We start from the raw sequence: 24,006 nt of genomic DNA, 5'->3' as shown, positions 1-24,006 counted from the left end.
ATATATGTCGGAAGGGCTTATGAAAATGTGGTTTGCTTTAGGGGCAATTGGATTTATGTTTCTTGCAGTAAGTTTTATTTTATTAAGTAGGCATAAAATGAAGAATAAATTTTTGAAAGGGATTACAGCTTTAGTAGCGTACACCCTCATGATTGTATCGGGAATTGTTATTTTCCTTGTTGTATTTAGTGGCCCTATAGAGCAATAAAGGATGTGTAATCGGTAAATGTTACAAAAGGAACAGTCCATACTAGCATGAAAAGGTGATTGTCAGTGAAAAAAATCCATTTTATTTTAATATTTTGTTGCATGAGCATTTTAACAGGGTGTATGTATCCAAAAGAAAATATGAAACAAAGTGCTATTCCTTATGAAGATCAGTTGCAAGTTGTACAAAAAGCCATTAATACATATAAGGAGCAAACGGATGGTTTATTACCAATTAAGACGCGTGATATGAGTACGCCGATTTATCAGAAGTATCCAATTGATTTTCAAAAAATTGCTCCAAGGTACATACAAGAGGCGCCAGGGAATGCGTATGAAAGTGGTGGAGTATATCAATATGTATTAATAGATGTTGAAAAAAATCCGACAGTAAAGTTAATTGATGTGAGAATGGCGGAACAAATTCAAGAAGTGGCATTGAAGCTCAGGATGTATCGGGATGAACATCAATATCCACCTTTTAAAAAAGTGATTACAGATGGTGTTTATGAATTAGACTTCAAAAAACTAGGATATAAAGATGTACCACAAGTGACAAGTCCGTACTCAGGAAAAGGTCTCCCTCTTGTAATCAATGAAAAAGGAGAATTGTTTGTTGATTATAGAATCGACTTATATGAAGTGTTGAAAAAAAATGAAGGGCAATTTAAAGAAGGCGAAGATATCCGGAGTATACTATCGAAGGATTCCCCGTTTGTTCCTGCATATTCTTTGCCGTACACAGTAAAAAATGGAGAACCAATTTTTTTAAAATCATAAGTCATGAACCTTTCTTTTAGTGAATAAGTTCTAGAAGAAAGGTTTTTTATGTTATACAACTTGCGATGCAAACAAAAGGTATTTTTAAATAGTCATATGAAATTGGACAAAATTATATGATATATTGTCCGAACTTCTAGAATACCATTATATTATATCAGATATTATAGGCAACGTTAGAGAAGGTATTAGTTGACTATAAACGTGGAATTATTCCCAAAAATATTGAGGGAGGGAATCACTTGGAAAAGGTAGATATTTTTAAAGATATTGCGGAACGCACAGGCGGTGATATTTATTTTGGAGTTGTAGGAGCTGTTCGAACAGGGAAATCAACATTTATTAAAAAGTTTATGGAACTTGTTGTTATTCCCAATATTGAAAATGAGTCAGACCGTCAAAGAGCGCAGGATGAACTGCCTCAAAGTGCTGCTGGTCGTACAATAATGACGACGGAACCGAAGTTTGTTCCAAACCAAGCGGTTTCTATCGAAGTAGATGAAGGTCTTGAAGTGAATATTCGATTAGTAGATTGTGTTGGATATACGGTTCCAGGAGCAAAAGGCTATGAAGATGAGAATGGTCCGCGCATGATTAATACTCCTTGGTATGAAGAGCCTATTCCATTCCATGAAGCTGCAGAAATCGGAACACGTAAAGTAATTCAAGAGCATTCAACAATTGGTGTCGTTATTACAACAGATGGAACAATTGGTGAAATTCCAAGAAGAGATTATATAGAGGCAGAAGAACGCGTTGTAAATGAGTTAAAAGAAGTAGGAAAGCCTTTCATTATGATTATCAATACTGTACAGCCATATCATCCAGATACAGAGCAGTTACGTCAAAGTTTATCAGAAGAATATGATATCCCAGTAATTGCGATGAGTGTAGAGAGTTTAAGAGAAACAGATGTGTATAACGTACTTCGAGAAGCGTTATTCGAGTTCCCAGTTTTAGAAGTGAATGTAAATCTTCCGAGCTGGGTAATGGTGCTAAATGAAGGGCATTGGTTACGCAAAAGTTATCAGGAAGCGGTTCAAGAGACTGTAAAGGATATAAAACGTCTTCGTGATGTGGACCGTGTCGTTTGGCAGTTTAGTCAATATGAATTTATTGATCGAGCAAGTCTAGCTGGCATCGATATGGGGCAAGGTGTGGCAGAGATTGATTTATATGCGCCAGATGAATTGTATGATCAAATTTTAAAAGAAGTAGTAGGAGTAGAGATTCGAGGAAAAGATCATTTATTGAAGCTTATGCTCGATTTATCTTATGCGAAAACAGAGTATGACCAAGTGGCGGATGCCCTGCGGATGGTAAAACAAACCGGATATGGAGTAGCAGCGCCTGCATTAGCTGATATGAGCTTAGATGAACCGGAAATTATTCGTCACGGTTCAAGGTTCGGTGTTAAATTAAAAGCGGTTGCGCCGTCTATTCATATGATAAAAGTGGATGTAGAATCAACATTTGAACCGATTATCGGTACTGAAAAACAAAGTGAAGAACTAGTTCGTTACTTGATGCAAGATTTTGAAGATGACCCGCTATCAATTTGGAATTCTGATATATTTGGTCGCTCTCTTAGTTCTATTGTTAGAGAAGGAATTCAAGCGAAGTTATCTCTAATGCCAGAAAACGCTCGTTATAAGTTAAAAGAAACGCTAGAAAGAATTATTAATGAAGGATCTGGCGGATTAATTGCGATTATATTATAAGAAAAAAATCCCTCTAATTGCAGAGGGATTTTTTTCTTTTTGAGTTCGTAATAGAAAAATAAGCAGCCATTATCTAATATTTTGTTGTAAATTGTCAAGTTTCATCAGAATTTCACATTTTAAGAGTAATAATTTCCTTAAAAATATTGAATTATAAAGGAGAATCGTATAATATAGGCGTTGATAATGATTTATCTACATCTTTGTAGTATAGAATTTGTAAAAATTGCCTACAAATGAAAGTAAGACTCATTTTATGATCATTATACAGTCTTATCTTTGGGAGGAGGTGAATGGCATGAACAAGACAGATTTAATCAATGCTGTTGCAGAAGCAAGTTCCCTTTCTAAAAAGGACGCAACAAAAGCAGTGGACGCTGTTTTTGATTCTATCTTAGAAGCTTTAAAACAAGGTGATAAAGTACAACTAATCGGATTCGGTAACTTCGAAGTTCGTGAGCGTGCGGCTCGTAAAGGTCGTAACCCACAAACAGGTGAGGAGATTGAAATCGCTGCAAGTAAAGTACCTGCATTCAAACCTGGTAAAGCGTTAAAAGATGCGGTTAAATAATCCTTACATATTAACAGGGAAGAAGAGTTTCCTTTTTGGAAACTCTTCTTTTTGCTTTTAAAAACATAAATATGCTAGAATGTGTTCGTATCACTTTTAGGTTTTTCGGGAGGGCTAGCGGATGGCAAAAGTTAATTTAGAACAAATTGAACATGCAGTACGTCTTATTTTAGAGGCAATCGGAGATGACCCAAATCGCGAGGGAGTACTTGATACACCGAAACGTGTTGCGAAAATGTACGCAGAAGTATTCTCAGGGATGCATGAGGATCCGAAAGAGCATTTACACAAAGTATTTGGAGAAGACCACGAAGAGCTTGTACTAGTAAAGGATATACCATTCTATTCGATGTGTGAGCATCATCTTGTTCCGTTTTATGGAGTTGCTCACGTTGCATATATTCCGCAAGGTGGAAAAGTAACAGGGCTAAGTAAATTAGCCCGTACTGTAGACACAATTGCGCGTCGTCCGCAACTACAGGAACGAATTACATCAACAGTAGCTAACTCTATTATGGAAGTACTAGAGCCGCATGGTGTAATGGTAGTAGTAGAAGCAGAGCATATGTGTATGACGATGCGTGGTGTGAAAAAGCCTGGTGCGAAAACAATAACGACTGCGGTGCGCGGCGTGTTAGAAAATGATGCAGCAGCACGTAGTGAAATTTTATCGTTTATTAAGACGAAGTAAAGAAAAGCGGGAAACTGCTTTTCTTTTTTTTATATACAAAAAAATGATATAGTTTTAGTGTTAAAGAGCAAGAATATAAAGGTTGAAAATTACTTCTGCCTTTTGTGGAAATGAATGTTTGTAGTTGTTAGAGACGAAGATAACTCGTATGAATGAAAGGTGAGGGTTTATTCGGGGGTAGTTTGGCAGAAGTAGCCAAGTTTTGATTATAGAAAATAGAATGTATGTGTTATAATAAATTTTATGAATTAGAAAACAAGGGTGATTTTTTGTGTGTGACATCTACGGAGGGTATGCGGGTATTAAAGAGAAATTGATGGAGAAATTACGCCATCCTTATTTTATAAACTATATTGAAGAACCATTTATTGATGAAGAAAAAATAGCGCTGTTATACGGTGCATTAAAAGGTGCAAATATACATAAAGAACAAATTGATCATTATGTAGTAACGATTATGCTTGTACAAATTGCTCTTGATACACATGAAAAAGTATCAAATAAGGCAAATGAAGAGACGAGTGGGTTCCATAAGCGTCGTCAATTGACAGTTCTTGCAGGGGATTATTATAGTGGTCTATACTATTACTTATTGTCAATGAATTGTGATATTATCTTAATTCGTGCACTTGCTGAAGGAATTAAGGAGATTAATGAACATAAAATTATGCTATATCAAAAAGCACATGTGGCGATTCAAGACATAATGGAAAGTGTAGTAATAATTGAATCTGCGCTTTTGCAAAAAACATGTGATCATTTTCATTTATCTAATTGGAAACCATATATAACTTATGTGTTAGGAAAAAATCGTCTTCAAAAAGAGTGTCAATTGTATGCTGATAAACAAAATTCACCTGTTTTTCAAGCGGTTCAAAAACTCTCATTGGATGACGATAAAAATCTAGAAACAGTTATTAATGAATGGCTTATGGAAATGAGAAAGCAGGAAGAAAATTTTTTAGAGAATCATACAGAAGTTAATGAGATAATTTCTATGTTAAGAGATAAATCAAGGACATAAGCAACTTTACATTGGAAGAAGGTACGAGCATGCAACAATCAAAAGAAGAAAGAGTACATGACGTATTTGAGAAAATTTCTGATAAATACGATGTGATGAATTCTGTAATTAGTTTTCAAAGGCATAAGGCATGGCGTAAAGAGACGATGCGAATTATGGATGTGAAACCTGGGAGTAAGGCACTTGATGTATGCTGCGGGACGGCAGATTGGACAATTGCACTAGCGGGAGCTGTAGGTGAAGATGGGAAGGTTTACGGTTTAGACTTTAGCGAAAATATGCTAGCTGTCGGTAAACAAAAGGTAGAAGCTTTAGAATTAAAGCAAGTAGAACTTATGCATGGAAATGCAATGGAACTTCCTTATGAAGATAATACGTTTGATTATGTAACGATTGGTTTTGGGTTACGTAACGTTCCGGATTACATGCAAGTATTAAAAGAAATGACGCGTGTAGTAAAGCCTGGTGGAAAAGTAATTTGCCTGGAAACATCCCAACCAACGATGATAGGTTTTCGTCAAGGATATGTCTTATACTTTAAATATATCATGCCGTTATTTGGAAAGATGTTTGCGAAAAGTTATAAAGAATATTCATGGCTTCAGGAATCTGCTAGTACATTCCCAGGGATGAAAGAGTTAGCAAGTATGTTTGAAGAAGCTGGGCTTAAGAATGTGCAAGTGAAACCATTTACTTTTGGTGTAGCAGCTATGCATTTAGGTATTAAACCAGAATCAAAATAGAAAAAAGACGTTTTAGGTTAAGGTGAACAATATGAAGTTACAACTTATGTACTCTTTTTTACGATCGGATATTAATGTTATAGAAAAAGAATTGAAGAAGACAGTTGCTTCTGAGCAGCCGTTAGTAGAAGAAGCGGCATTACAGCTTATTGAAGCAGGTGGGAAGCGGATTCGCCCTGTTTTTGTTTTGCTTGCAGGGAAATTTGGGGATTATAAGTTAGATGCAATTAAGCATGTTGCGGTTGCATTAGAACTTATTCATATGGCTTCGCTTGTTCACGATGATGTCATTGATGCTGCGTTTTTACGACGCGGTAGCGCAACAGTGAATGCGAAATGGGGAGATCGTATTGCAATGTATACAGGAGACTACTTGTTTGCAAAGTCTCTTGAATGTATAACAAACATAGAAATTCCAGATGCACATCAAGCGTTGTCTCATACAATTTTAGAAGTTTGTAAAGGTGAAATCGAACAAATTAAAGATAAGTATAACTATGATCAAAATTTAAGAACGTATTTAAGAAGAATAAAACGAAAAACAGCATTGTTAATCGCCGCGAGTTGTCAGTTGGGAGCGATTGCTGCTGGTGCTAATCGTGATACTGTAAATCGTCTATTTTGGTATGGATATTTTGTTGGTATGTCTTATCAAATTATTGATGATATTTTAGATTTCGTATCGACAGAAGAGAAGCTTGGAAAGCCTGCTGGTGGTGATTTATTACAAGGTAACATTACATTACCTGTTTTGTATGCTATGGAAGATCCAGTTCTTCGTCAGAAAATTACATCTGTGCATGAAAATACAACAGCAAGTGAAATGAAAGAAATTATTGATGATATTAAAGCGAGCGAAGCTATTGATAAAGCATTTTCGTTTAGTGAACGTTATTTACATAAAGCATTAGAAATAATAAAACCACTCCCTCGTGGACAGGCGAAGTACGCGTTGCAAAATGTTGCAAAGTATATTGGAAAACGAAAATTTTAGTGATTTTTCTAAAAAATAAAATAATCTCTCTATTTCAAAACTATTGCGCAATTGTGATAAGGGTGTTACTATGTGTGTGGGGATATACAATTACATACATAATTCAGAAGTGGAGAGATTTTTTATGGAAAAAACATTTCTAATGGTAAAACCAGACGGTGTACAACGTGCCTTCATTGGGGAAATCGTAGCTCGTTTTGAGAAAAAGGGCTTTCAATTAGTTGGTGCAAAATTAATGCAAGTTACTCCAGAAATTGCTGAACAACACTACGGTGAGCATAAAGAAAGACCTTTCTTTGGTGAATTAGTAGACTTTATTACATCGGGCCCTGTATTCGCAATGGTATGGCAAGGTGAAAATGTAGTAGATACAGCACGCAATATGATGGGTAAAACACGCCCACATGAAGCTGATATGGGAACAATTCGTGGAGATTTCGGTGTAACTGTTGCGAAAAACATTATCCACGGTTCGGATTCTTTAGAAAGTGCAGAGCGCGAGATTGCTATTTTCTTTAAGGAAGAAGAATTAGTAGACTACTCAAAATTAATGAATCAATGGATTTACTAATTATTTTGAAATAATTTGTAAACGCTTTAATAACTGTGATAATAGTAAAAAGTGCAAGAAGAATAGGGGTATTCTTCTTGCACTTTTTTTTATTTCGATCAGTTACGAAGTTAGGACTGTTATGATATATTGGTATGTAAAGTAAAAGGTCTACTATTATGAAAATAATAGAATAATTACAAGTAGGGAAAGCAAATACTCGATTTACTATATAATTTCTTTGTATTTTAAAGAGTGATGGAAGATAATATAGCTACTTTATGTAGCGGGATAAATACATATGCGAAAAGAGGAATAACGTATGCGATATATTACAGCTGGTGAATCCCACGGTCCGCAACTTACGACAATTTTAGAAGGTGTTCCGGCAGGATTATCTTTAGTAGCGAATGATATAAATGAAGAATTAGCTAGAAGACAAAAAGGATATGGACGCGGTAGACGCATGCAAATTGAGAAAGACCAAGTGCAAATTGTAAGTGGTGTTAGGCATGGGAAGACGATGGGGTCCCCAATTGCACTTGTTGTTGAAAATCGTGATTTTACACATTGGACAAAGGTTATGGGTGCAGAGCCGTTAACTGAGCAGGAAGAGAAAGAAATGAAAAGGCAAGTTACGAAACCTAGACCTGGACACGCAGATTTAAATGGTGCGATTAAATATGGTCATAGAGATATGAGGAATGTATTAGAGCGTTCTTCCGCACGTGAAACGACAGTTCGTGTTGCAGCTGGTGCAGTTGCAAAAAAAATATTAGCGGAATTAGGTATACAAGTAGCGGGACATGTTGTCGAGATTGGTGGTGTACAGGTAGAAAAGATTAAATATAACTCTATTGCGGAATTACAAAGTACTACAGAAGCATCTCCTGTACGTTGTTTAGATGAAAAGGCCGGCAAAAAGATGATGCAAGCAATTGATGATGCGAAGGCAAATGGTGATTCTATCGGCGGTATTGTTGAAGTAATTGTAGAAGGAATGCCAATCGGAGTAGGTAGCTATGTACATTATGATAGAAAATTAGATGCAAAATTAGCAGCCGCAATTATGAGCATTAACGCTTTTAAAGGTGTTGAAATTGGAATTGGTTTTGAAGCAGCACATAGACCCGGAAGTGAAGTACATGATGAAATCCTTTGGGATGAAGTGCAAGGATACAGAAGAAAAACAAACAATGCAGGTGGATTAGAAGGTGGCATGACAACTGGTATGCCGGTTGTTGTGCGCGGTGTTATGAAACCGATACCGACATTATATAAACCGCTTCAAAGTGTTGATATTGATACGAAAGAACCTTTTACAGCGAGTATTGAACGTTCAGATAGTTGTGCAGTGCCAGCAGCTAGCGTTGTGGCTGAAGCTGTTGTGGCTTGGGAGCTCGCAACAGCTTTAATTGAACAATTTGGATTAGATCGTATCGATCTTATACGTGAAAATATTGAGAAACATAATGAATATGCGAGGGGATTTTAATGGAGAACATACATATTCAAACGAAATCAAAAGAATATGATGTACATGTTGGAAGGGAGGCGTTGTTACATTTAACAACGCTTATTCAAAAAATGAATCCTGCGGTATCTAACATAATGATTATTTCTGATGAAGCTGTTGCATCACTGCATTTACAGACAGTTGTTGATGCATTGCAAGTAGAGCAAAAAGTATTTTCGTTTGTTGTACCGAGTGGCGAAAAGGAGAAGTCTTTTGAAAATTTCTATGAGGCTCACACTGCGGCTCTTGAAAATAAATTAGATAGAAATTCTTTAATCATCGCACTTGGAGGCGGAATGATTGGAGATTTGGCTGGATTTGTTGCCGCGTCGTTTATGCGTGGTATTCGCTTTGTCCAAGTTCCAACGACTTTATTAGCTCACGATAGCGCAGTAGGCGGGAAAGTAGCAATTAACCATCCACTAGGAAAAAATATGATTGGAGCGTTTCATCAGCCAGAAGCTGTTGTATATCATACGCCATTTTTACATTCACTTCCTGAAAAAGAGTGGCGATCAGGTTATGCAGAAGTGATAAAGCATGCTCTCATTGGTGATGTAGAGCTATATCATTGGTTAAAAGAAGAAGTGCAAACATTAACGGATCTTCGTGATGAAAAGTTAATTCATATATTAACGAAGGCGATTCCTGTGAAAGCGAACATTGTGTCGCAAGACGAAACAGAAAAGGGTGTACGTGCCCATTTGAATTTTGGGCATACGTTAGGACATGCTCTTGAAAAAGAGTTAGGATATGGAAATATTACTCACGGTGATGGAGTAGCGGTTGGCATGCTATTTGCCATGTTTTTAAGCGAGCAAGTGTACAAAATCGATCTTTCTTATGAAGAAATGAAGCAGTGGTTCTTGAAATACGGTTATCCAAAAATGCCAAGCGACTTGAATGTAGAACGTCTCGTTCAGTTGATGAAGCAAGATAAAAAAGCAAATGCTGGAACAATTCATATGGTGCTTATGCAGGAATATGGGGGAGTGAATGTCGTATCTATTTCAGATGAGACTGTTCATATTGCGTTAGAAGCATTTCAAAAGGATATGGTCTAAAAAAGTTGGTAGAACAGGTATGAAATGCATATTTAAAGGTATTCTCGTAATGGTGGCGGTTATGATTAAAGATGACAGTAAGACATTATAAATCATATCAATGACTGGGGGAAGAAAAGTGAGAGTAAAAGAGCAATTGTTAACTTTGAGAGCATATGTACCTGGGAAAAATATTGAAGAAGTAAAAAGAGAATATGGATTGTCAAAAATTGTGAAGTTAGCATCGAATGAAAATCCGTTTGGCTGCTCTGCGCGTGTGACAGAAGCATTAACTTCGTTAGCCAATCAATATGCACTCTACCCGGACGGGGCGGCTTTTGAGCTTCGTGAGAAAGTAGCAGAGCATTTAAGTGTAAAAGCGGAACAACTTTTATTTGGTAGTGGGTTAGATGAAGTCATTCAAATGATTAGTCGCGCTTTGCTACATAACGGAACAAATGTTGTAATGGCGAATCCTACGTTCTCACAATATTATCATCATGCTGTTATTGAAGGAGCGGAAGTTCGGGAAGTACCACTTGAAAATGGTATTCACAATTTAGATGCAATGTTACAGCAAGTAGATGAGAAAACGAAGATTGTATGGATTTGTAATCCGAATAATCCGACAGGTACATATGTAGAAAAACAAAAATTACTTTCATTTTTAGAATCAATTCCAAAGTCAGCGCTCGTTATTATGGACGAAGCATATTATGAATATGCTGGGGCAGAAGATTATCCGCAAACATTACCCCTTCTTGAAAAGTACGAAAATCTTATGGTGCTACGCACATTCTCAAAAGCATATGGATTAGCTGCTTTTCGTATTGGATATGCGATTGGGGATGCAAAGCTTATTGGGCAGTTAGAGGTAGCAAGACTACCATTTAACACATCAACTATCGCCCAAGCGGTAGCAGTAGCGGCAATAGAGGATCAACAGTTTTTACAAGAGTGTGTGAAGAAAAATGCCGAAGGATTAAATCAATATTATGCATTTTGTAAGGAATATAACGTATTCTACTATCCATCTCAAACGAATTTCATTTTCTTGAAACTCGGTATACCTGGTAATGAAGCTTTCGAACGATTAATGAAAAAAGGATACATCGTTCGTTCTGGTGCAGCATTTGGTATGCATGATGGTATTCGTATTACTGTTGGATTAAAAGAAGAAAATGATGAGATTATTGAATTACTTACGGAACTTGTAAAAGAACAAGTGAAGAAAGAAGAAACGTATTCTTAAGAAATGGTGAAGGCTCCTGTTATAGGAGTCTTTTTCATTTGAACTGCAATAAGGGGAGTTGTTTGCACGGTCAAGAAAGAAAACGTTACAATAGAAGTAGACGTATAAGAAGAACCATTGTACATATAACTTATTTAAAATGTGAGGAGGATACAGTTTGAAACTAGTAGGACGAAAAAATAGTTTGAATGGGAAAATTGTTGTTCCAGGAGATAAATCTATTTCGCATCGCTCTGTTATGTTTGGAGCGATAGCGGAAGGGACGACGAAAGTATCAAATTTTTTATTGGGCGAAGATTGTTTAAGTACAATTGCATGTTTTCAAAAACTAGGTGTCCAGATTGAACAGAGTGGTAACGATGTCACGATTTACGGTAAAGGATTAGCAAATTTACAAGAACCGAAAGAAGTATTAGATGTGGGGAATTCAGGGACGACTATTCGTCTTATGCTTGGAATTTTAGCAAATACGCCGTTCCATAGTACGATAATTGGAGATGCATCAATTGGAAAACGTCCTATGAAACGTGTTACAGACCCGCTTAGTAAGATGAATGCTCAAATTGATGGTAGAGAAAACGGACAATATACACCTTTATCTATTCGCGGTGGTAAGGTAAAAGGTATGCATTACGATTCACCAGTAGCGAGTGCACAAGTGAAGTCAGCGGTTTTACTTGCGGGTTTGCAAGGGGAAGGCATAACTACGGTAACAGAGCCTATGCAATCTCGTGATCATACGGAAAGAATGTTACGTGCATTTGGTTGTACCGTAGATGTTAATGGACGGACCGTTTCATTACAAGGCGGACAACAACTTAAAGGTGCAGACATAGAAGTTCCAGGAGATGTTTCTTCGGCGGCATTTTTCTTAGTAGCTGGTGCAATTGTCCAAAATAGTAAGCTTGTATTGGAAAACGTTGGTTTAAATCCGACGAGAACAGGGATTTTAGATGTATTAACAAAGATGGGTGCACTTATTTCTATCAATCATATTAGAAATGAAGAGTTTGAGCCGTGCGGAGATATTACGATTGAAACATCTAAACTAAAAGGAATAGAAATTGGTGGAACTCTTATTCCAAGATTAATTGATGAAATTCCTGTAATTGCTTTATTGGCAACGCAGGCAGAAGGAATTACTGTTATTAAAAACGCTGAGGAGTTAAAAGTAAAAGAAACAAACCGTATCGATACGGTTGTAGATGAATTAGGCAAATTAGGTGCGAAGATTGAAGCTACACCAGATGGTATGATTATATATGGTAAACAAAATTTAAAAGGAAATACTGTTAATAGTCACGGCGATCATCGTATTGGGATGATGCTTGCAATCGCATCGTGTATTATAGATGGAGAAGTGAAAATAGAGAATAGTGATGCGGTCGCTGTATCGTATCCGAAATTTTTCGAACAATTAGCTGCGCTATAAGAGCAAGTATAGGAAGAGGCAGTTCACTCAAAAGGTTGCGTTCTTACACCTAGTTGCTTATGATAAATGAACAGAAGAGAATATTTTTTGAATTAAAGGAGACGTTTATGCAAAAGTTTGAACAAGCTGTTTCTTATATTGAAAACGGTGAAGCAGAAAAAGGATTACAATTATTAAAAGAACAACTACGAGTTGCTAATGATGAAGAGAAGTATGATATCGCTCGTTACTATCATACACTTGGGTTTATGGATGAGGCGTTAGCAATTATTGATGATTTACGCTTGTTATATCCAGAAGAAAGTGAATTTACATTATTTTTAGCAGAGTTATATATTGATTTAGATAAAGAAGATGAAGCGATTGAAGTGCTTCATGATATTCCAGAAAATGATGATCTATATGTTCAATCGCTATTACTTGTTGCAGATTTATTCCAAATGCAAGGTTTTGATGATGTAGCAGAACAAAAACTATTAAAGGCGAAAGAAATGATGCCAGACGAACCTGTTATTACGTTTGGATTAGCAGAATTATATAGTAGTAAAGGTGAAGAGAAAAAGGCGATCACTTATTATGAATCGTTACTAGCAGACCATAAAGTTATGGGCGGTGTTGTCATTGCGCTTCGTCTAGCAGAAACTTTAAGTGCTATTGGAAACTGGGAAGAGGCAATCTCTTACTATGAGGCGGGGTTAGAAGAGCAAAAAGATATTCACTCACTATTTGGATATGCCTTCACATTATACCAAGGGGAAGAATATCAAAGAGCAATTGGTGCTTGGCAAGAATTAAAAGAATTAGATCCTGAGTACGCATCGTTATACATGTATTTAGCGAAAAGCTATGAAAAAGAAGGCATGCTTCAAGAAAGCTATGAAACACTTCAAGAAGGAATTAAAGTAGATGAGCTTTCTGTTCCTTTCTATGTAGAATTAGCGAATATTGCGGCGAAATTAGGTAAAATAGCGGAGGCAGAAGAAGTGCTTAAAAAAGCGCTGGAGCTAGATCCGGGACATTTAGGTGCGACATTAAAATATGCGTATATATTAAAAGGACAAGAGAAATACGAAGAGTTAATTGCAGTTGTAGAGCGTACAATTGACAGTGGAGAACCAGATACACAACTACTTTGGGATCTTGCATTTGCAAAAAAACAATTAGAAATGTATTCGGATGCATTAAAACACTATGAAAGTGCATATACTTCTTTTAAGAATCATCCAGATTTCTTGGAAGAGTACGGTTATTTCTTATTAGAAGAAGGAATGCGAAAAGAGGCGAAAGAAGTATTTACGCAGTTAATACAACTAGACCCGACACAAATTCATATTGAAGAATTGTTATATAATTTAGAGGATTTTTCGTAAGTTGGAAGGAAACTGAATGCCGCTTCTTGAATCTAAAAAGAAAAGAGAAAGACAGAGGAGGGACTTAATCGCTATGAATACCCCTGTTTCTGTAAACGAGAAGAAGGATTTTGTAAAATGGTTTTTGAATAATTACCAACTGAAACAGCGTGAATGTGTATGGATTTTGAATTATTTAATGAGTCACGATCAATTAATGCATAAAGTCCACTTCGTAGAACATGCAAAATATTGTCCGCGTGGCTTAGTAATGTCAGCGAATTGTGTGAAAGACACACCGTTTCACTTTTTTAAACAAAATGTAATGACAACAGATGCAGAAAAGTCGTTTCATGATATTCGTTTGAATCGAGATGAGGATATTTATATTCAGCTTAATTTTAAATCATCGTTTCAAAATGCAAACTATGTAGCTGTATTAGAAGAAAATCCATATTTACCAAAGCATATTGAAGTGAATGAAAAAGATCGATTGCTTGCAGAACGATTTTTAGAAGAAAGTGTATTCTCATTTAGAAGAGAGCGTCTTTTGAAACAAATTGATGAAGCTTTGGATAAGCAAGATAAGGAAGCATTTCATAGGTTAACAGCAGAGTTGAAAATTTTATAGAATTCATTTTGATTATGTAATCTTTACGAATTTCAGACTTTTTAAGAAAAACTACTTAATAATAGGTAGTTTTTCTTTTTTTACCTCTTTTAGTATGGTTTAATATATATAAAGTGAAAGTTCTGTCATTTAAGGTGAAGGAGGGGAGAAAAGGTGAAATGGATTGTAAAAGATGTGGAACAGTTTGAGCAAGAGAGGGAGTATGTAGATACAGGGATTATCCCCCTTTTGTCTATTTCGGCAGCAAAAGAAATGAAAATGGTTGTAGAGCAAGGTGAATTTATTGAGGCTTTGAGTATGGAGTTGGAAAGGGAGTATAAAGGAAGAGTGCTTTTACTGCCCGCATTTACGTATTTGGTAGAGAGCCAAAAGAATGAAAAAGACCGTTTGCAAGAATGGACAGATCATTTGCAAACGCAAGGTTTTAAGCATATTGCCTATGTGACAAGTGATTTTTCATGGAAAGAAGATATGCAAGAGTTGCAGGGTGATTTATTTTGGTTTCCATCGTTATCATTAGAGCAATTTAGTGAGCAAGCGAAAAGGGAGGTTATTCGTGCTCACATAAAAAATATTATGGTAATGTTGGAAGAAAGATGGATAAGGTAACAATAAACAGAAAGTTCTTATTATTATGAGTAGTATGATATTGACCTATACAAGAGGGTATTATATCATGATAGTGTCCTAGTATTTATTTTTTATATAATTTTTTCACGAGGGGACAATTTCTGATAGAGGGGGGAAATTTTCGTGAGCGAGAAAGAACATCGTGTGTCAAGAAGACAGTTTTTAAATTACACACTTACAGGGGTAGGAGGCTTTATGGCGGCGGGTATTTTAATGCCGATGACGCGGTTTGCGCTTGATCCGGTGTTAAGAAAAGAAGCGGGAACAGATATGGTTGCTGTTGGACAAGTAAAGGATATTACAACAGAGCCGAAGCGCTTCGATTTTAAGGTGAAGCAGGTTGACGGATGGTACAAGTCTGAAGAGCCAAAATCTGCTTGGGTGCATAAAGATGAAAGCGGAGACATTGTTGCGTTTTCTCCAGTGTGTAAACATTTAGGTTGCACAGTGAACTGGAATTCGGACAAAGCACATCCTAATCAATTCTTTTGCCCATGTCACGGGGGACGTTACACAAAAGATGGGATGAACATTAAAGGCACACCGCCTCTTGCTCCACTTGACGTATACGAATCCAAAGTAAAAGATGGAACACTTTATTTAGGAAAAGCGAAGCCGAAAGGGGGTGCAAAGTAGATGCTAAATAAAATTTATGATTGGGTGGACGAACGTTTAGATATTACACCGATATGGCGTGATATCGCTGATCATGAAGTACCTGAGCATGTTAACCCAGCGCATCACTTTTCTGCATTCGTCTACTGCTTCGGAGGACTTACCTTTTTCGTTACTGTAATTCAAATTTTGTCTGGAATGTTTTTAACAATGTATTATGTGCCTGATATTAAAAATGCTTGGGAGTCGGTTTACTATTTACAAAATGAAGTTGCGTATGGACAAATTGTTCGTGGTATGCACCACTGGGGTGCCAGTCTCGTAATTGTAATGATGTTTTTACATACACTCAGAGTTTTCTTCCAGGGTGCGTATAAAAAGCCTCGTGAGTTAAACTGGGTTGTTGGTGTTCTTATTTTCTTTGTTATGTTAGGTCTTGGTTTTACCGGATATTTATTACCGTGGGATATGAAAGCTTTATTTGCTACGAAAGTAGGGATTCAAATCGCAGAGCAAACGCCGCTCATTGGTCCTTATATTAAAACATTACTCGCTGGTCATTCTGAAATTGTTGGCGCTCAAACATTAACTCGCTTCTTTGCTATTCACGTCTTCTTCTTACCAGCAGCACTTCTAGGTTTAATGGCCTTCCACTTCATCATGATTCGCAAACAAGGTATTTCCGGTCCGCTATAAGAGATTGCTAAATTAAAGGGGAAAGAACAAAAGGAGGGAGATTATGCATCGCGGCAAAGGGATGAAGTTTGTAGGAGATTCTCGGGTACCGGTAGCTCGGAACCCAAATATTCCAAAAGATTATTCTGAATATCCAGGGAAAACAGAAGCGTTTTGGCCGAATTTCTTGTTAAAAGAATGGATGGTTGGTGCAGTTTTTTTAATCGGTTATTTATGTTTAACAGTGGCGCATCCGTCACCGCTTGAGAGAATGGCGGATCCTACAGATGCAGGATATATACCACTTCCAGATTGGTATTTCTTATTCTTGTATCAGTTATTAAAGTATTCGTATGCTTCAGGCTCATTTACTGTAATTGGTGCGTTTATTATGCCGGGGATTGCGTTTGGAGCGTTACTATTAGCTCCGTTTCTAGATCGAGGCCCAGAAAGAGCGCCATTGAAGCGTCCTGTAGCAACAGGGTTTATGCTTTTAGCAATTGCATCGATTATCTTTTTAACTTGGGAATCTGTAGCACACCACGACTGGGACGCTGCAAAAAAACAAGGAGCAATTGTAAAAACAGCACCAGTTGATAAAAATGATGACGGCTACAAGTTAATGCAAAAAAATACTTGTTTAACGTGTCATGGTGACAATTTACAGGGCGGGGCGGCAGCACCGGCTTTGCAAAACTTAACTTTAAAACCAGAAGAAATCGCTAAAATTGCGAAAGATGGAAAAGGTTCAATGCCTAAAGGGGTATTTAAAGGTACAGATGAGGAACTGAAAAAGCTTTCGGAATTCGTTGCAAAGTATAATAAAAAATAATAGAAAAGCTGACTACAAAATCTGTGGTCAGCTTTTTATTTTGATGACGGAAAGTTTGCTATATAATAGAGTAGAGTTAGATGAAAGAATTACTTTGTTTGAAAGGTGTTGGACATACAGCTTGGTTTACTTGTATGCAATGTTAAGGCAACGTTCGGTACTATTATTTTTATTGGTTGTTAACATATTAGGTACAATTTACGGATTCATATGGTATGGAAATCAATTAAAAGAAACCTCACCCATATTTTGGCCGTTTGTACCAGATAGCCCTATAGCGAGTCTCTTTTTTGTCTTTGTTTTAATTGCTTTCTTGATGAAGAAGAACTGGGGGTTAATAGAAGCGTTAGCGATAGTTACTTTAATAAAATATGGTATTTGGGCTGTTGTTGTAAATGCAATTATGATTTATGTAAAAGGTCCTATCGGCCTTATGGGATATATGTTAATGCTATCTCATTTTGCGATGGCAGTGCAGGGAATGTTATATGCTCCGTTTTATCGGATAAAAAAATGGCACTTCACTGTAGCTGGCATATGGACATTACATAATGATGCAATTGATTATTTATTTTGGCAAATGCCGAGATACGGGATTATGCATTTGTTTGTAGAGAAAATTGGTTATTTTACGTTTTGGTTAAGTATTGCTGTACTGTGTATTACATATTATTATTGCTTACGTGAGAACCGAAAACAGTTTTCTTTATGATGGTGAGGACATTTAGGGGGAGAAAATGAAGAAAAATAAGAGTGGTATAAACATATTGGATCGATTGATCACTTTAGTAGTTTCATATAGCATAGCATTTTCTATTTTCGCTCTCGCGACAACGGTAGTTGTATATGGAAAATGGTTGTATTATTTTGAAATTGATTTTTTAAATATTCCAGATTTAGCGGATATGACGAAAGATGAAGTTAAGAGAAACTATGACGTGCTTATTACATATTTATCGCCGTTTTATGAAGGTGCATTACAATTGCCAACATTAGATATGTCCACAAATGGACGTATTCATTTTGTGGATGTTAAAAATATTTTAGTAAAGATTCAATATATAATGTATGGAACGATTGTAATTGCTGTATTAGGAGGAGCGTATTTATTAAAAAAGAAAAAAGAAAAGTTTTTACTTCACGGAGCGATTCTTACAATTATTTTTCCAATAGCTCTTACGTTACCAATTGCTATTAATTTTGAAAAGAGTTTCGTATTATTTCATAAGCTTTTATTTAGCAATGATTATTGGATGTTTGATATTGAAACAGATCCGGTTATTTTAATGTTACCGGAAGAATTCTTTATGCATGCTGCATGTGTTATTTTATTATTGATTTTAGGCAGTAGCATACTTTGTTACGGTGTGTATAAATATTTAGTGAAAAAGAAAAGAGTTTCAAAGAAAAAATTCTCTGTTTAAAGAGAATTTTTTTGTTTTCATAGAGATAATATATTTTTTGATTTTGTTCTGTTCTATTCTTGTCCAATTCCACATATTTTGTACTAGTAGTTATAGGGGGGACCGGGATGAAGAGAACATTAATTGGACTGATAGCATTTCTAATTATAATGTTTCCAGTACGTATATATGCTGAAGAGTGGAGTGAACTAACTGGATTGCTAGATGACTCTTTGCAGTTAGTGAAGAAAAAAGAAGATGAGAAGGCAATACAAGTACTGCACCATTTCTCAGAGCAGTTTCTATCAAAGGAAAATGAAAATAATTCAAAAGTAACTCCGGGACAAATTAGAGTCGTTTCTTTAGCATACGATAAGGCGAAACAATCTCTCGCGGAAGATTTAGATAGGCAAGTTAAAGTTGATAATATGTTAGCGTTACAACTTGCTGTTGATGCACAAGTATCTAAATATCAGCCACTTTGGGTGGAAAGAGAAAGAAAGATAATGAATGCTTTTTCTCAAGTAGAAAAAGCGATGGAAAAAGACGATGATGGACAGTTCCAACAGACGCTAAATACACTTTTAAATGAATTTAATATTATTTATCCTAGTTTAATGATTGCCCTGCCAGAAAACGAAGCGCAACGTGTAAATGCACATTTATCTTATTTGGATGAATTTCGTAACGTTATGTTAAAAACGAAAGGTGGACAAATGCAACTAGGGATTATTAAAGGTGATTTGCAAAAAATATTTCATACAGTAAAAAAAGATGAGATTGCTCCCTCTCTCATTTGGTTTATGACAATTACTGGAGGACTTATTTTGTTCACTTTAACGTATGTTGGATGGAGAAAGTATAAAGGGGAGAGAGAGAAGCGGAGAAGTAACTTGCATTCTAAAGATAGATAATGCGTATAAATAAAGATACGGATTGTAAGGTTTATTTATTGACAACGGTGGAAGAAAAAAATAGAATGAGAAGTACTATAATTAAAACTTCAATGGAGGTTTATGATGTTTTATTTAATTTACTTCGCGATCATTTTGATCATACCGTTGTACGCACAGTCAAAAGTACGTAGTGCCTATAGCAAGTATTCACAAGTCTATTCAACATCAGGTATGACAGGAGCGGAAGTGGCTCGAAAAATTTTAGATGAAAATGGATTGTATAATGTAGCCGTAGAAGAAACGCCAGGTCATTTGTCAGATCATTATGACCCGCGTGTAAAGACGGTTAGATTATCGACAGATAACTATTATGGTCATTCAGTTGCTGGTACAGCTGTAGCAGCACATGAAGTAGGACACGCAATTCAAGATGCGAAAGATTATAATTTCATGCGTGTACGCCATTCGTTAGTGCCAGTTGCTAATTTTGGTTCAAACATGTCATGGGTTTTTGTCCTAATTGGTGTATTTGCACAAATGTCTGGTTTGTTGTTACTAGGAATTATTTTAATGGCAGCAGGTGTTATTTTCCAACTTGTTACATTACCAGTTGAGTTTGATGCATCAAAACGTGCAATGCAACAAATTGAAGCACTTGGTATCGTATCGACAGATGAGTACGGTCAAGCTCGTAAAGTATTAAATGCGGCAGCATTAACATATGTAGCAGCAGCTGCTGTAGCAGTATTTGAATTATTACGTCTCGTATTAATTTATACTGGTATGCAGCGTAGCGACGATTAAAGACTATCAATTATGATAGTCTTTTTTTTGTTTTGTGGATTGAATCTTATAATATGTTACAAATGGAAATAATAGAGAGGATATGGGGTATAGAACTAGTTAAAATAAAGATAAGTATGGAATGATGAAAGAAGGTGACAGACATAGAATATCCAGATCATTTAGTTAAACAAGTGAGGGAGCGTAGTGCTACATACCAATTAGAAGGTTTTTTAAGTGGACAGGGCCCTAGAAATCCGAAATTAATGATTGTTGGAGAAGCACCTGGTGAAACAGAAATTCATAATGGGATTCCGTTTAGCGGGAGAGCAGGAAAGCATTTAATGGAGTTTTTAGAACGTATTCACGTTACAAGGGAAGAAGTATATATTACGAGTGCGGTTCGGAGTAGACCTTATAAATGGAGAGAGAAAAGGGAACGAAATGGCGAAATAATACAGAAAAGGTATAATAGAACGCCAAATCAAGGAGAAATACTTGCCCATGCACCTTTGTTAGATTATGAGTTGGAACTTATACAGCCGCCTGTTATTGTTACACTTGGTAATATTGCATTACAGCGTTTAGTTGGTAAAAATAATAAAATTACGGATGTTCATGGCGAATTGTTAAAGCGACCCGTGCAGCAATTGAAAGATAGTAGCGGTACAGAATTTATATGGACTGAAAAAGAATATAATATATTTCCTACTTTTCATCCAGCTTCTATTTTCTATAATCGGAGTTTGTTGGAGCTCATCTATGAGGATTTGGAGAAACTTAAAAGATATGTAATAAAAAACTAGAAAAGCTAAAGAGCTTTTCTAGTTGAATTTAATTATGTAACGGATTTTTATTTTCATCTAATGTAAATCCTTCGCCAACAACATCGTGTACATCACTTACAGCGACAAAGGCATGTGGATCTACTGAAATAATGATATTTTTTAATTTTACGATTTCATTTTTAGCAACAACACAATATAGTACATTACGTTCTACTTTTGTATAGGATCCAACTGCTTTTAAAAAGGTTGCTCCGCGCTCCATTTCGGATAAAATTTTTGACGCAATTTCATCGTTTTTATCAGAAATAATAGTCGCTCCTTTTGCTGCATATGCTCCTTCTTGCATGAAATCAATAACCTTAGCCCCGATAAAAACAGCAACTAACGTATACATGCCTTCTCGGTATGATAAATATGTAAGAATAGAGATAATGATAACGACGGCATCAAACATAAACATCGTTTTTCCCATACTCCAGCCAACATATTTGTGAGCTAGCCTTGCGATAATATCAACACCGCCAGTAGTCCCGCCGTATTTGAATATAATTCCAAGTCCAATACCGATAAATGCCCCAGCGAATAAAGCAGCCAGTGTCATATCATTTTGCAAGTTTAAATGTAAGTTGAGAACTTCGTAGCGCTGAAACACCCAAAGGAATAAAGAGACGCTAAATGTACCGATTAATGTGTATAAAAATGTTGTTCGGCCGAGTAATTTCCAGCCAATGAAAAATAGAGGGACGTTTAAAATTAAGTTTGTATAGGAAGGATCAAGTGAAAATTTAAAATATAATAATAGCGTAATACCGGTAAACCCACCCTCTGCAAGATGGTTTTCAATATTGATATTTACAATGCCGAAAGAAAAAATAGCGGAACCGATTAAAATGAAAATGATATTTCGAATCTTCAAGTTTGCTTTCATATAGAAATCCCCCTAGTTACGTAATGATTTGGAATTGCTCCGCTTAAACGGTAAGACATAATAATAAGTTATTTCTAGTTGCTAGTAAAAATAGAGAATAGTATAAGGGCCTAATTAGTTCAGGCTGATCTTTTGCAAAAATCACGCAAAAGAAGTTTCACTTTACCCCGTCCCAACGGCTGGTAGAGGGAAAAGCGAAGAAGAAAAGGGCGAACCAGCCGTAGGGACCCGATTGGTTCAGGCTAATCTTTTGCAGAAAAACATTGCAAAAGAAGTTTCACTTTATTATAGTCTATCCCAAAAAGAGTCGTAAATAGTGATATGAGAGAATAATATTTGTCAAATCGCGATGAATTGGCTAACATGAAAGAGGAAGGAATAGAGGTGACTAGTATGGAAGCAAAAACGATGAAAGATATGCAGAAGGAAGTAGATGCATATATCGGTCAATTTAAAGAAGGTTATTTTAGTCCGCTTGCAATGATGGCCCGTTTAACTGAAGAAATGGGAGAGCTGGCAAGAGAGGTTAATCATTATTATGGTGAGAAACCGAAGAAAACGACTGAGAAAGAACGAAGTATTGAGGAAGAGCTTGGAGATGTGTTATTTGTTATGATTTGTATGGCAAATAGTTTAAATATTGATTTAGAAACAGCGCATAACATCGTAATGAATAAATTTAATACACGTGATAAAGATCGCTGGACACGTATTGATGAGGGAGAGAAAGACGCATGAAAGAAATTAAAGTAATTATCGCTGGACCAAGAGGACGTATGGGACATGAAGCAGTCCTTCTAATGGAAAGAACAGGACATTTCAATTTAGTAGCAGCAATTGATTATAAGCATGGCGGAGAAAAAATTTCTGATTTACCGGGAATGCCAGCGCTAGATGCACCTATTTACGCGGATTTACATACTTGTTTAGATGAAGTAGAAGCAGATGTATTGTTAGATTTAACAACACCAGAAATTGGAAAGAAACATGTGACACTTGCAGTTGAACGTGGACTTCGATCAGTTATTGGTACAACTGGATTTACTGAAGAAGAACTAAAGCAATTAACAGAAAATGCAAAAGAAAAAGAAGTAGGAACAATCATTGCTCCAAACTTTGCGATTGGTGCAGTACTTATGATGAAGTTCTCTCAAATGGCAGCGAAGTACTTCCAAGATGTTGAAGTAATTGAATTACACCATGATCAAAAATTAGACGCGCCATCTGGTACAGCTGTAAAAACAGTAGAATTAATCCGTCAAAATCGTGTGCCAAAAGAGCAAGGACACCCTAATGAAACGGAACAATTAGAAGGAGCACGTGGTGCAAATGTGGATGGTATTCACATTCATAGCGTACGTCTACCAGGGCTTATTGCACACCAAGAAGTAATGTTCGGCGGAGATGGACAAATGTTAACAGTTCGTCATGATTCATTCAACCGTGCATCATTTATGTCAGGTGTAAAACTATCAATTGAAACAGTAATGAACCTTGATCATCTTGTGTACGGTTTAGAAAACATTATCGACTAAAGGGGAGACAACGGATGAAAATTGCCTTAATCGCACATGACAAAAAGAAAGATGATATGGTTTCGTTCGCGTACGCATATAAACCAATCTTTGAAAAACATGAACTTTTTGCAACAGGAACGACAGGACTTCGTATTATGGAGGCAACTGGTTTAGTTGTAACAAGATATCAATCTGGTCCTCTTGGTGGCGATCAAGAAATTGGTGCAATGATTGCAAAAAATGAGATGGATATGGTGATTTTTTTCCGGGACCCACTAACAGCGCAGCCACATGAACCTGATGTCAATGCGTTACTTCGTTTATGTGATGTATATGCCATCCCACTAGCAACGAATATGGCAAGTGCTGAAATGCTAATGCATGCATTAGAGCGGGGAGATTTAGATTACCGAAAGTTAAGAAAATGAGGGGAAC

At 36.4% G+C, this 24,006-nt stretch carries 28 protein-coding genes; 27 read left to right on the top strand and 1 reads right to left on the bottom strand.

From position 1 onward, the window contains the following. Positions 1-4: 4 nt before the first annotated feature. The 24 genes from MKX77_RS16565 (at position 5) to MKX77_RS16450 (ending at position 21,144) form a co-directional block, all read left to right on the top strand. Positions 5-208, top strand: coding sequence for a DUF2768 domain-containing protein (locus MKX77_RS16565; protein ID WP_002011815.1), 204 nt, complete (start codon positions 5-7; stop codon positions 206-208). Between the two features lie 65 nt (positions 209-273). Further along, the gene (locus tag MKX77_RS16560; protein ID WP_341307252.1) at positions 274-987 is read left to right on the top strand and encodes a hypothetical protein; all 714 of its coding nucleotides are present in this window, start codon (positions 274-276) and stop codon (positions 985-987) included. Between the two features lie 242 nt (positions 988-1,229). Then, positions 1,230-2,708, top strand: a complete 1,479-nt coding sequence (spoIVA, locus tag MKX77_RS16555) for a stage IV sporulation protein A (protein WP_341307251.1) — start codon at positions 1,230-1,232, stop codon at positions 2,706-2,708. A 298-nt stretch (positions 2,709-3,006) separates the two neighbouring features. Beyond that, the gene (locus MKX77_RS16550) at positions 3,007-3,279 is read left to right on the top strand and encodes an HU family DNA-binding protein (protein WP_001043860.1); all 273 of its coding nucleotides are present in this window, start codon (positions 3,007-3,009) and stop codon (positions 3,277-3,279) included. A 121-nt stretch (positions 3,280-3,400) separates the two neighbouring features. Beyond that, positions 3,401-3,970: a GTP cyclohydrolase I FolE gene (folE, locus tag MKX77_RS16545; RefSeq protein ID WP_001151479.1), complete on the top strand. Its 570-nt coding sequence runs from the start codon at positions 3,401-3,403 to the stop codon at positions 3,968-3,970. Between the two features lie 271 nt (positions 3,971-4,241). After that, positions 4,242-4,994 carry a heptaprenyl diphosphate synthase component 1 gene (locus MKX77_RS16540; RefSeq protein ID WP_341307250.1) on the top strand — a complete coding sequence of 251 codons (753 nt, stop codon included), beginning with the start codon at positions 4,242-4,244 and terminating at the stop codon, positions 4,992-4,994. Positions 4,995-5,023: 29 nt separating this feature from the next. Next, entirely contained in the window at positions 5,024-5,737 is a 714-nt protein-coding gene (gene menG, locus MKX77_RS16535) for a 2-heptaprenyl-1,4-naphthoquinone methyltransferase (protein WP_215555774.1), read from the top strand. A gap of 31 nt (positions 5,738-5,768) precedes the next feature. Then, positions 5,769-6,731 (top strand): heptaprenyl diphosphate synthase component II, encoded by a 963-nt coding sequence (gene hepT, locus MKX77_RS16530; protein ID WP_002011823.1) that lies wholly within the window; start codon positions 5,769-5,771, stop codon positions 6,729-6,731. 124 nt (positions 6,732-6,855) lie between these two features. After that, positions 6,856-7,302 (top strand): nucleoside-diphosphate kinase, encoded by a 447-nt coding sequence (gene ndk / locus MKX77_RS16525; protein ID WP_002064527.1) that lies wholly within the window; start codon positions 6,856-6,858, stop codon positions 7,300-7,302. Positions 7,303-7,603: 301 nt separating this feature from the next. Next, the gene (aroC, locus tag MKX77_RS16520; protein WP_215555775.1) at positions 7,604-8,776 is read left to right on the top strand and encodes a chorismate synthase; all 1,173 of its coding nucleotides are present in this window, start codon (positions 7,604-7,606) and stop codon (positions 8,774-8,776) included. Further along, a complete protein-coding gene (gene aroB / locus MKX77_RS16515) occupies positions 8,776-9,861 on the top strand; it encodes a 3-dehydroquinate synthase (protein ID WP_215555776.1) in 1,086 nt (361 codons plus the stop codon). The genes aroC and aroB overlap by 1 nt, the downstream gene beginning before the upstream one ends. A 118-nt stretch (positions 9,862-9,979) precedes the next feature. Beyond that, positions 9,980-11,092, top strand: a complete 1,113-nt coding sequence (gene hisC, locus MKX77_RS16510; protein ID WP_215555777.1) for a histidinol-phosphate transaminase — start codon at positions 9,980-9,982, stop codon at positions 11,090-11,092. A gap of 157 nt (positions 11,093-11,249) precedes the next feature. Further along, positions 11,250-12,524 carry a 3-phosphoshikimate 1-carboxyvinyltransferase gene (gene aroA, locus MKX77_RS16505; RefSeq protein WP_215555778.1) on the top strand — a complete coding sequence of 425 codons (1,275 nt, stop codon included), beginning with the start codon at positions 11,250-11,252 and terminating at the stop codon, positions 12,522-12,524. 107 nt (positions 12,525-12,631) lie between these two features. Beyond that, positions 12,632-13,894, top strand: a complete 1,263-nt coding sequence (locus tag MKX77_RS16500) for a tetratricopeptide repeat protein (protein WP_215555779.1) — start codon at positions 12,632-12,634, stop codon at positions 13,892-13,894. Positions 13,895-13,967: 73 nt separating this feature from the next. Then, positions 13,968-14,504 (top strand): ReoY family proteolytic degradation factor, encoded by a 537-nt coding sequence (locus MKX77_RS16495; protein WP_002086615.1) that lies wholly within the window; start codon positions 13,968-13,970, stop codon positions 14,502-14,504. Positions 14,505-14,657: 153 nt separating this feature from the next. Beyond that, the gene (locus MKX77_RS16490) at positions 14,658-15,113 is read left to right on the top strand and encodes a YpiF family protein (protein ID WP_341307249.1); all 456 of its coding nucleotides are present in this window, start codon (positions 14,658-14,660) and stop codon (positions 15,111-15,113) included. Positions 15,114-15,257: 144 nt separating this feature from the next. Continuing rightward, entirely contained in the window at positions 15,258-15,770 is a 513-nt protein-coding gene (qcrA, locus tag MKX77_RS16485; protein WP_002158584.1) for a menaquinol-cytochrome c reductase iron-sulfur subunit, read from the top strand. Then, the gene (gene qcrB, locus MKX77_RS16480; protein ID WP_215555781.1) at positions 15,771-16,445 is read left to right on the top strand and encodes a menaquinol-cytochrome c reductase cytochrome b subunit; all 675 of its coding nucleotides are present in this window, start codon (positions 15,771-15,773) and stop codon (positions 16,443-16,445) included. Positions 16,446-16,488: 43 nt separating this feature from the next. Continuing rightward, positions 16,489-17,256: a menaquinol-cytochrome c reductase cytochrome b/c subunit gene (qcrC, locus tag MKX77_RS16475; RefSeq protein WP_215555782.1), complete on the top strand. Its 768-nt coding sequence runs from the start codon at positions 16,489-16,491 to the stop codon at positions 17,254-17,256. 121 nt (positions 17,257-17,377) lie between these two features. Beyond that, on the top strand, positions 17,378-17,968 hold the full coding sequence (locus tag MKX77_RS16470; RefSeq protein WP_215555783.1) for a DUF1405 domain-containing protein: 591 nt from the start codon (positions 17,378-17,380) through the stop codon (positions 17,966-17,968). 25 nt (positions 17,969-17,993) lie between these two features. Further along, positions 17,994-18,680, top strand: a complete 687-nt coding sequence (gene lit / locus MKX77_RS16465; RefSeq protein WP_215555784.1) for a lipoprotein intramolecular transacylase Lit — start codon at positions 17,994-17,996, stop codon at positions 18,678-18,680. A gap of 107 nt (positions 18,681-18,787) precedes the next feature. Then, on the top strand, positions 18,788-19,573 hold the full coding sequence (gene ypjB, locus MKX77_RS16460; RefSeq protein WP_215555785.1) for a sporulation protein YpjB: 786 nt from the start codon (positions 18,788-18,790) through the stop codon (positions 19,571-19,573). A gap of 105 nt (positions 19,574-19,678) precedes the next feature. Beyond that, a complete protein-coding gene (locus MKX77_RS16455) occupies positions 19,679-20,359 on the top strand; it encodes a zinc metallopeptidase (RefSeq protein WP_002086606.1) in 681 nt (226 codons plus the stop codon). A gap of 134 nt (positions 20,360-20,493) precedes the next feature. Next, complete coding sequence (locus tag MKX77_RS16450; RefSeq protein ID WP_215555786.1) at positions 20,494-21,144, top strand: uracil-DNA glycosylase; 651 nt, start codon at positions 20,494-20,496, stop codon at positions 21,142-21,144. A 28-nt stretch (positions 21,145-21,172) separates the two neighbouring features. Here MKX77_RS16450 and MKX77_RS16445 read toward each other — a convergent pair whose 3' ends face one another. Beyond that, a complete protein-coding gene (locus MKX77_RS16445) occupies positions 21,173-22,054 on the bottom strand; it encodes a YitT family protein (RefSeq protein WP_215555787.1) in 882 nt (293 codons plus the stop codon). A gap of 393 nt (positions 22,055-22,447) precedes the next feature. Here MKX77_RS16445 and MKX77_RS16440 point away from each other — a divergent pair, with 393 nt between their 5' ends. Genes MKX77_RS16440 through mgsA form a run of 3 tightly spaced genes read left to right on the top strand, consistent with a single transcriptional unit; the run spans position 22,448 to position 23,999 of the window. Next, positions 22,448-22,792 carry a nucleotide pyrophosphohydrolase gene (locus tag MKX77_RS16440; RefSeq protein ID WP_002117709.1) on the top strand — a complete coding sequence of 115 codons (345 nt, stop codon included), beginning with the start codon at positions 22,448-22,450 and terminating at the stop codon, positions 22,790-22,792. Next, complete coding sequence (gene dapB, locus MKX77_RS16435; protein ID WP_341307248.1) at positions 22,789-23,589, top strand: dihydrodipicolinate reductase; 801 nt, start codon at positions 22,789-22,791, stop codon at positions 23,587-23,589. Before MKX77_RS16440 ends, dapB begins: the two co-directional genes overlap by 4 nt. A 14-nt stretch (positions 23,590-23,603) precedes the next feature. Beyond that, a complete protein-coding gene (gene mgsA / locus MKX77_RS16430; protein ID WP_000684753.1) occupies positions 23,604-23,999 on the top strand; it encodes a methylglyoxal synthase in 396 nt (131 codons plus the stop codon). The last annotated feature ends 7 nt before the right edge of the window (positions 24,000-24,006 follow it).

It is taken from the genome of Bacillus sp. FSL R9-9410, from assembly GCF_038050385.1.
Lineage (GTDB): Bacteria > Bacillota > Bacilli > Bacillales > Bacillaceae_G > Bacillus_A > Bacillus_A cereus_U.
This window is presented reverse-complemented; position numbering and strand designations above follow the sequence as displayed.

Coding starts and splice junctions, on each gene's coding strand:
- MKX77_RS16565 (WP_002011815.1), top strand. CDS start 5: ATGTCGGAAGGGCTTATGAAAATGTGGTTTGCTTTAGGGGCAATTGGA.
- MKX77_RS16550 (WP_001043860.1), top strand. CDS start 3,007: ATGAACAAGACAGATTTAATCAATGCTGTTGCAGAAGCAAGTTCCCTT.
- folE (WP_001151479.1), top strand. CDS start 3,401: ATGGCAAAAGTTAATTTAGAACAAATTGAACATGCAGTACGTCTTATT.
- menG (WP_215555774.1), top strand. CDS start 5,024: ATGCAACAATCAAAAGAAGAAAGAGTACATGACGTATTTGAGAAAATT.
- hepT (WP_002011823.1), top strand. CDS start 5,769: ATGAAGTTACAACTTATGTACTCTTTTTTACGATCGGATATTAATGTT.
- ndk (WP_002064527.1), top strand. CDS start 6,856: ATGGAAAAAACATTTCTAATGGTAAAACCAGACGGTGTACAACGTGCC.
- aroC (WP_215555775.1), top strand. CDS start 7,604: ATGCGATATATTACAGCTGGTGAATCCCACGGTCCGCAACTTACGACA.
- aroB (WP_215555776.1), top strand. CDS start 8,776: ATGGAGAACATACATATTCAAACGAAATCAAAAGAATATGATGTACAT.
- MKX77_RS16500 (WP_215555779.1), top strand. CDS start 12,632: ATGCAAAAGTTTGAACAAGCTGTTTCTTATATTGAAAACGGTGAAGCA.
- MKX77_RS16495 (WP_002086615.1), top strand. CDS start 13,968: ATGAATACCCCTGTTTCTGTAAACGAGAAGAAGGATTTTGTAAAATGG.
- qcrB (WP_215555781.1), top strand. CDS start 15,771: ATGCTAAATAAAATTTATGATTGGGTGGACGAACGTTTAGATATTACA.
- qcrC (WP_215555782.1), top strand. CDS start 16,489: ATGCATCGCGGCAAAGGGATGAAGTTTGTAGGAGATTCTCGGGTACCG.
- lit (WP_215555784.1), top strand. CDS start 17,994: ATGAAGAAAAATAAGAGTGGTATAAACATATTGGATCGATTGATCACT.
- ypjB (WP_215555785.1), top strand. CDS start 18,788: ATGAAGAGAACATTAATTGGACTGATAGCATTTCTAATTATAATGTTT.
- MKX77_RS16455 (WP_002086606.1), top strand. CDS start 19,679: ATGTTTTATTTAATTTACTTCGCGATCATTTTGATCATACCGTTGTAC.
- MKX77_RS16445 (WP_215555787.1), bottom strand. CDS start 22,054: ATGAAAGCAAACTTGAAGATTCGAAATATCATTTTCATTTTAATCGGT.
- MKX77_RS16440 (WP_002117709.1), top strand. CDS start 22,448: ATGGAAGCAAAAACGATGAAAGATATGCAGAAGGAAGTAGATGCATAT.
- dapB (WP_341307248.1), top strand. CDS start 22,789: ATGAAAGAAATTAAAGTAATTATCGCTGGACCAAGAGGACGTATGGGA.
- mgsA (WP_000684753.1), top strand. CDS start 23,604: ATGAAAATTGCCTTAATCGCACATGACAAAAAGAAAGATGATATGGTT.